The following is a 7,576-nucleotide window of genomic DNA, read 5'->3' on the forward strand; positions in this document are numbered from 1 at the left end:
GGGAGTAAGAAATGCAGCGAACCAAAGCCCCCTTCCGCGCCGACGAGGTCGGCAGCCTCTTGCGTCCCGCCAAGATCAAGGAAGCCCGCGCCAGGCTGGAGAAGGGCGAGATCTCGGCCGACGATCTGCGCAAGATCGAGGATTTGGCGATCGAGAAGGTCGTGCATAAGCAGGCTTCGCTCGGCCTGAAGCTCGCAACCGACGGCGAATTCCGCCGCTCCTGGTGGCATTTCGACTTCCTGGCCAAGCTCACCGGCTGTGAAATGTTTCACCCCGACACAGGCATCCAGTTTGCGGGCGTCGAGACCCGGCACGACGCGGTGCGCGTGATTGGCAAGCTCGATTTTCCCGACGACCATCCGATGCTGGATCACTTCCGCTTCCTGAAGAAGGTCGCCGACCAGGCCCACGTCACCGCCAAGATGACGATCCCGTCGCCAGCGGTGCTGCATTTCCGCGGCGGCCGCAAGGCGATATCCAAGGACGTCTATCCCGATCTCGACACCTTCTACGAAGACCTGGGCAAGACCTACCGCAAGGCCGTGAAGGCGTTCTATGACGCCGGCTGCCGCTATCTTCAGTTCGACGACACCGTGTGGGCCTATCTCTGCTCGCCGGACGAATTGCAGAAGGCGCGCGAGCGGGGCGACAATCCCGAGGGTCTCCAGCAGATCTATGCGCGCGTCATCAACTACGCGCTGGCCGAGAAGCCTGCCGACATGGTGGTGACGACGCATGTTTGCCGCGGCAATTTCCGCTCGACCTGGATTTCGTCGGGCGGCTACGAGCCGGTTGCCGAGACCATGCTCGCCGGCACCAATTACGACGGCTATTTCCTCGAATACGACAGCGACCGCGCCGGTGGTTTCGAGCCGCTGCGCTTCCTGCCCAAGGGCAACAAGGTCGTCGTGGTCGGCGTCATCACCTCGAAGTTCGGTGAGCTCGAGAACAAGGACGCGATCAAGCGGCGTCTCGAGGAAGCCGCCAAGTTCGCCCCGCTGGAGCAGCTCGCGCTCTCCCCGCAATGCGGCTTTGCCTCAACCGAGGAAGGCAACATCCTCTCGGAGGAGGAGCAGTGGGCCAAGCTCAGCCTCGCGGTCGAGATTGCGAAGGAAGTGTGGGGGCAGTGATCGGGTGCAGCCGCGTCTTTGCGTAAGCGAGACGCGTTGTGTCAAAGCTGCTCGATCCGCGACATCAGAGCGGGGCCGGACTTGTCCGCCCCGCTTATTTTTTGCGTCGAAGGGTACTGCGGATCAGGCGCTGCGCCGGCGCCTCGAACCAGCGATAGGTAAGGTGCGAGGCCACGAGTGTCGGCAGCACGAAGGCCACCCAGAACAGATGGTCGCCGTAGGGAATCGGTCGCTGCATGGCCACGCAGGCGAGTGCGATGGCGAGCTGAATCGGGAAGTGCAGAAGATAGCAGGAATAGGTCATATTGCCGGCCATCTCGAGTAGTGCCTGGATCCGCCGCGGCAAGGTGAGTTGGCCGGAACAGCAGAACAGCAGGATCGGTGTATAGATCAGCAGCAGCGGTCCGGCGGCCGGGGCGAGCTCGATGCCCGCCAGCCAGATCGCCGCCGGGACTGCGATGGCGGCGAACGCGGCCGTTGCTTCCAATGTCCGCCGATGCCCGGAATCGACGACGGCCTGCCGGGCCATGGCGGCAAGTCCGCCTGCATAGAAGAAGGCGAGGCTGGTCCCGACCTGCGTTCCGATCGTGATCGAGGCAAGGATCACGACCAAATTGAACAGCGGCGATGCCGTTACAAAGCGCAACGCCATGAAAAAGGTCGCATAGTCCATAATCTCGACTGAGACCGACCAGATGGGCCCGTTGAAGCTTTCGCTGCGCGGCGGCAGCCAGTCGCTCGCCATGAAGAGCTGTGCGAGGAAGTGCGGGAGATCGTTGTTCGGATAGACGAAGTAGAGTCCATGCTGGGCGAAATAGACCGGTTGCAGCACCGCGACCAGCAGCAACGTTGCGATATGGAGCGGATAGAGGCGCGACAGCCGGTTCACGAAGAAGCTTCGGCCGTCGACCGTGCGATCGGCGATAATGGTGCGATACTTCCAGAAGAATATGAAGCCCGAGATGCACCAGAAGAACCAGACGCCGTACTCGCCGGCCTCATAGAAAGGGAACAGAACGCGGTAGAACGGCAGCTCGCTTCTGGTGAGCTTGACGGCGGGCTCGGCGACAAGGGCAAAGTGCTGATAGTGCCATAACAGCACGGCGAGGGTCGCAAGGAAGCGTAGGCCCTCCAATCCCAAGAGCTTCCGGGCCTCCGGCAGTGGCAATGTTTTCGGCATGATGAATACGGCCTTCGGCTACCTCGGCCGCATCATTGATCCCAGCATCTCGTGGACATCACAGGTCATGACCGCGAGCAAGGCTGCGAGCGCGAGATAGGCGCCGCCATATTCGAGCTTGGTCTCGAGCGGGACACCGTAATAGGCGACGTTCTCGGGTGCATGCGGATCATATCGCCACGCGCCGAGGAGCTGCGGGGCGGAGCGCCTTGTGAGAAAACCGGCTGTAATCCGAACACGACAAACAGGACGATGCCGGCGGCGGCAACGAATTTTCTCACAGAATTCCCCAGCAACCAGTCCACCGCCTGGTCGGTGGTGCAGTCATTATAAGATAACGATAGGCTGTGGGAAAGAGCAGCCGCAGGTTGCGTTCGACTATCTCGCGCGCTGTTGTAATTTTGGCGCGTCGGCGCGGGATGTCAGCAGGATCAAAACCGCAACTTTGGCCGCAAGAGCCTCGCGATGTGCGGGACTGCTTGTTCCCGGATGCTACGCTCGCCAGGGTAAAGGCAGTTTGCCGGGACGATGCCAATTCGCATCATTTCTCCGCCAGATAGACCTCTCCCAGCAGCGACGAGTTCGACCACGGCACCTGCTTGCTCTTCGTGGTCGAAACCACCTCCGCCCGCACACGTGTCAGCATCTGCTGCACCTCGAGGCCGGGCGTGCCGATGTGGCGGGAGAGGGCAGCGGAAAACGGCGAGTTGGCGCCTTCGCCGTCGAGAGCGACCTGGCCCGGCGCAGTGGCGAAAGCGATCAGCGTGCCGGCGCCGAGCATCGCGCCGGCGCCCAGGCTCGGTGGCGCTGCGAGGCCCGAGGCAGCTTCGATGGCGCGGTTGGTGCCGGCTGATGCGACCTGCTGTGCCATCGGATTATTGCGGCAGGCATCGAAGATCAAAATGTTGGTGCGGACCTGGTCGTCGAGGCCGACCATGATCGTGTCCATGTCGATCATCGCGTCCGTCATCCTCGCGCCCGGCTTGAGTTCGACATCGACGGGAATGAGATAGTTGCGACCGTCGACCTGCACGCCGTGGCCCGCATAGTAGACTAATACGACCTGCGCCCGCGCCGCTTCCCGAAGTCACGCGTCATCTTCTGCATCGCCGCGCGGTCGAGATCGACGCCTTCTGATACCGTGAAGCCGATATCGCGCAAGGCCCTGGCAATGGCGCACGCGTCATTGGGCGGATTGGGGAGCGCCTTGACATGCGAATAGGCGCCATTGCCGATGATCAGCGCCATGCGCGTGCCGCGCGCGGCCGGAGCAGGCGAGGGGGGCGGCGCGGCACCGGTCTGCTGGGGAGCCGGTGCCTTTGCCGGCTCGGTCGGTGACGGCGCATCGCGCGGGATCGGTGTGCTTGCGTCGGTGATCAGCGACAGCCGCACCTTTGCGGTGGCTTGATTGGCCTTGCTGCCGGCATCGGACGCCGCGATCGCCAGCGTCGCCTTGTAGTCGTCGCTCGCGTGCGCGTAATCCCCTTTCGCCTCATAGGCCAGCGCGCGATGGGTGTAGCCTGAGATCAGCACGCTGTTCGGCGGAGTCATGATGTTGACGGGCGGCTTCTCTTTCGCGAGCCGAAGCGCTTCGCTCCCGTCGGCAATCGCGCGATCGTAATCGCCTCTGACACGCCAGATCGCGGTCCGGTTGATCAGCGGCTGCGGCAGCGTCGGGTCGAGCCGGATCGCCTGGTTGATGTCGGTCAGCGCGCCGTCGAGATCGCCGAGCGCCTCCTTGGAGATGCCGCGGTTCTGGTACGAGAACGCCGATTTTGGATTGGCCTTGATCGACATGTCGTAGTCGGCGATCGCCTTGGCGTAATCGCCTTTGCCGCGCCAGGCATTACCGCGATTGTGGAAGATGGTTCCGTCAGGCGGGCCGAGCTTCAGCGCATCGTCGAAATCAGCGACCGCGATCTCGTACTCGCCTCTGTCGTAATACGCCGAGCCGCGTAGATTGTAGACTGCCTGGCTCGGCTGGAGCCGGATCGCTTCCGTGGCGTCAGTGATGACCTTGGCGTAATCGCCCTTCTTATTCCAGCCCACCGCGCGCCAGAAGTAGACCCTCGCGAGCTGCTCGCCTTTAAACACGTTCAGCGAAATGATCTTGCTGCAGGCGTCGATCATCTGGTCTGCCGGCATGGTGTCGGTGGTGCAGAGCGGCCCAAGCTGGTTGCGCGCCTGCGCAAAAGCTGGCGCCGACCACAGGGTTGCGGCGAGCAGGCAGAGCGCGACGAGCAGGCGACGCATTGGCGGTGGTCCCGTAGAGGAGAGGCGTCTGTTGGTTACCCGGCAGGGGAAGGTGGTTCACGGCTCCCTGTTGTACAAACGGCAAACAGGGGTGGCTCTATCGCTATTCCCTCGGTGGGCAGATTTTGCTAGGAGGCAGTATCCAATCCCTCTGCCCACTGCGTCCCACTCAATGAAGAATGACGAAATCCTGAGCCAAATCACCGAGTTCTGCCGTAAGGCGGACATGGCGGAGTCGACGTTCGGCCGGCGCGCGGTGAACGATGGGAAGCTCGTGCACCGCTTGCGCGAGGGCAAACGCATCACGATCGATACCCTGGACCGGATCCAGGCCTACATGGCTGCATCGATGGCCGGCGGCGTGCCGCCGCCGCGGGGGCTTCAGGTGCCGCCGGAAAAGCGCGATCCGCGCGGCAATTTCCGCTTTTTTGAGAATCGGCAGAAATACCTGCTGTTCGTCCACACTTGCAGTGAGAAGCGGGTGGTCGCCGAGCGCGTGGCGCTGGAGCTTGCCAGCATCCATCCCCGGCCCCCGGCACTGCGCGTATTCGATGCCGGCGTTGGCGACGGCACGGTACTGGCGCGCGTGCTGCGCTCGATGCACCAGCGCTTTCCGCACATGCCGTTCTATGTCGCCGGCAAGGAGCTCAGTCTCGAGGACCTCCGCCTGACGCTGGACAAGGTGCCGGATCGCATTTTCGAGCACCCGGCCTCGGTGTTCGTTTTTACCAACATGCTCTACGCGGAGGCGCCCTGGCTCACGCCGGCATCGCCCGCGGCGGCCGCCGCGACCGTCTGGCACGAGGTTCCCCTGCGGGGTGCTTCCTCCGGTGAGTTCGAGACGCAAATCGCGGAATTGAAGCCGTTTTTGGAGCAGAACTGGCGCGCAGCGGTCAGCCCGCGCACGGGGATGCCGCTTTATGAGCGGCCCGTCGTGCTGGTGCTCTACCGTGAAGATCAGCGGTTTCTGCTCGATTCGACCATTCCACGGCCGGGCCAGGCCGAGGCCAATTTCGACCTCGTTATTGCATCCCAGCCATACCGCGCGCTGTCCTCGGTCAATTTCCGGGCAAAACGGATCATTGCGCCCCTGGCGCGGGCCTTGCGGGCAGGCGGCCGCCTGATCGGAATTCACTCCCACGGCCAGGATCCGGGCATGGAGATGATCCAGGCGATCTGGCCCGGAGAAAATCCTTTCTCGGTGAGCCGTCATGAGCTATTGCGCGCGGTGAAGTACGAGCTCGGCTCGGTGGGCCGCGACCTAAATTTTAATGCTTACGCAGATAACCGCTCGATCTTCAGGTATGATATGGAAGCGCTGCCCAACGAGGTGACAGGCACTATCGGAACCTCGACGGCCTTTGCAGCCTGGAATGCGGCGGTGTATGTCGCTCAGATTGAGGACGACCGGTTGACGGAAATGACTCAAAACGGCCGCACCCTGGATGCCGCCAGGGACGTGCTGCGAAAGTACAATGGGCTCTGGTTTCTCGACGAATCCTACGTCATCTCGCGCCGGCGTGATTGACATCATTCAAAGCTAAATATCGCAACGCCCGCCAGCTAGCGGCGGAACAAGGGGTTACTGATGCGCGCGTCCTATCTCTTCACCAGCGAGTCCGTGTCCGAAGGCCATCCGGACAAGGTGTGCGACCGGATCTCCGACGAGATCGTCGATCTGTTCTACCGCGAAGGACCGAAAGCCGGCATCGATCCCTGGCAAATTCGTGCCGCCTGCGAAACGCTCGCGACCACCAACAAGGTCGTGATCGCCGGCGAGACCCGCGGTCCCGCATCCGTCACCAACGAGCAGATCGAAGGCGTCGTTCGCGCTGCGATTAAGGACATCGGCTACGAGCAGGAAGGTTTCCACTGGGAGAAGGCGGACATCGAGATCCTGCTGCATCCGCAGTCGGCCGACATCGCGCAGGGCGTCGATGCGCTGCAGCCGGGCGAAGTCAAGGAAGAGGGCGCTGGCGACCAGGGCATCATGTTCGGCTACGCCACCAACGAGACGCCCGATCTGATGCCGGCGCCGATCTTCTACGCCCATAAGATCCTGCGCCTCATCTCGGAAGCGCGGCACTCCGGCCGCGAGAAGGTGTTGGGCCCGGACTCGAAGAGCCAGGTCACCGTGCAGTACGAGAACGGCAAGCCGGTCGGCGTGCGCGAGATCGTGGTGTCGCACCAGCATCTGGTCGAGGACATCTCGTCCAAGCAGATTCGCGACATCGTCGAGCCCTATGTGCGTGAGGCGCTGCCGAAGGATTGGATCACGGCGAAGACCATCTGGCACATCAACCCGACCGGCAAGTTCTACATCGGCGGTCCCGACGGCGATTCCGGCCTGACCGGCCGCAAGATCATCGTCGACACCTATGGTGGCGCGGCTCCGCACGGTGGCGGCGCGTTCTCCGGCAAGGATCCGACCAAGGTCGACCGCTCCGCGGCTTACGCTGCCCGCTATGTCGCCAAGAACATCGTCGCGGCCGGTCTTGCCGACCGCTGCACGCTGCAGCTCGCCTACGCCATCGGCGTGGCGCGTCCGCTGTCGATCTACATCGACACCCACGGCACCGGTAAGGTGTCGGAGGATCAGCTCGAGAAGGCCGCGGCCAAGGCGATGGATCTCACCCCGCGTGGCATCCGCAGCCATCTCGATCTCAACCGCCCGATCTACGCGCGCACCTCCGCCTATGGCCATTTCGGCCGTACTCCCGACAACGAGGGCGGCTTCTCCTGGGAGAAGACCGATCTCGTCGAAGCGCTCAAGCGCGCGGTCTGATCACCGACGACATTCCGGGGCGCCGCGACAGCGGCAAACCGGGAATTCCTAATCCATCGCCTCGAGATTCCGGGCTCGCCCCTCCAGGGTGACCCGGGATGACCAATTCAACAACAGGACGCCCGCAATGAATGCGAAGCCCGGCTTCACCGATTACATCGTCAAGGACATTTCGCTCGCCGATTTCGGCCGCAAGGAGCTCTCGCTCGCCGAGACCGAGATGCCCGG

Annotated in this window: 5 protein-coding genes and 1 pseudogene; 4 read left to right on the forward strand and 2 right to left on the reverse strand. The window is 62.9% G+C overall.

Features of this window, described 5'->3' with window-relative positions; all coding sequences use genetic code 11:
* The first annotated feature begins 11 nt into the window (after positions 1–11).
* Positions 12–1,130, forward strand: a complete 1,119-nt coding sequence (locus IVB13_RS30195; protein ID WP_247456774.1) for a cobalamin-independent methionine synthase II family protein — start codon at positions 12–14, stop codon at positions 1,128–1,130.
* A 94-nt stretch (positions 1,131–1,224) separates the two neighbouring features.
* Here the strand turns inward: IVB13_RS30195 and IVB13_RS30200 are convergent, their stop codons facing one another.
* Together IVB13_RS30200 and IVB13_RS30205 are read right to left on the reverse strand one after the other, a co-directional pair.
* Positions 1,225–2,310: an acyltransferase gene (locus IVB13_RS30200; RefSeq protein ID WP_247491077.1), complete on the reverse strand. Its 1,086-nt coding sequence runs from the start codon at positions 2,308–2,310 to the stop codon at positions 1,225–1,227.
* Between the two features lie 541 nt (positions 2,311–2,851).
* Positions 2,852–4,563, reverse strand: a pseudogene (locus IVB13_RS30205) (caspase family protein).
* A 172-nt stretch (positions 4,564–4,735) separates the two neighbouring features.
* On the opposite strand from IVB13_RS30205, the gene IVB13_RS30210 reads away from it, so the two are divergent.
* The 3 genes from IVB13_RS30210 to IVB13_RS30220 form a co-directional block, all read left to right on the forward strand.
* Positions 4,736–6,091 (forward strand): hypothetical protein, encoded by a 1,356-nt coding sequence (locus tag IVB13_RS30210; RefSeq protein ID WP_018457294.1) that lies wholly within the window; start codon positions 4,736–4,738, stop codon positions 6,089–6,091.
* A 60-nt stretch (positions 6,092–6,151) separates the two neighbouring features.
* The gene (gene metK / locus IVB13_RS30215) at positions 6,152–7,348 is read left to right on the forward strand and encodes a methionine adenosyltransferase (RefSeq protein ID WP_204511798.1); all 1,197 of its coding nucleotides are present in this window, start codon (positions 6,152–6,154) and stop codon (positions 7,346–7,348) included.
* Between the two features lie 127 nt (positions 7,349–7,475).
* Positions 7,476–7,576: adenosylhomocysteinase (locus tag IVB13_RS30220; RefSeq protein ID WP_247491398.1), on the forward strand; the 101-nt coding region annotated here is incomplete at its 3' end.

Source organism: Bradyrhizobium sp. 17, assembly GCF_023073515.1.
GTDB classification, from domain to species: Bacteria; Pseudomonadota; Alphaproteobacteria; order Rhizobiales; family Xanthobacteraceae; genus Bradyrhizobium; species Bradyrhizobium canariense_D.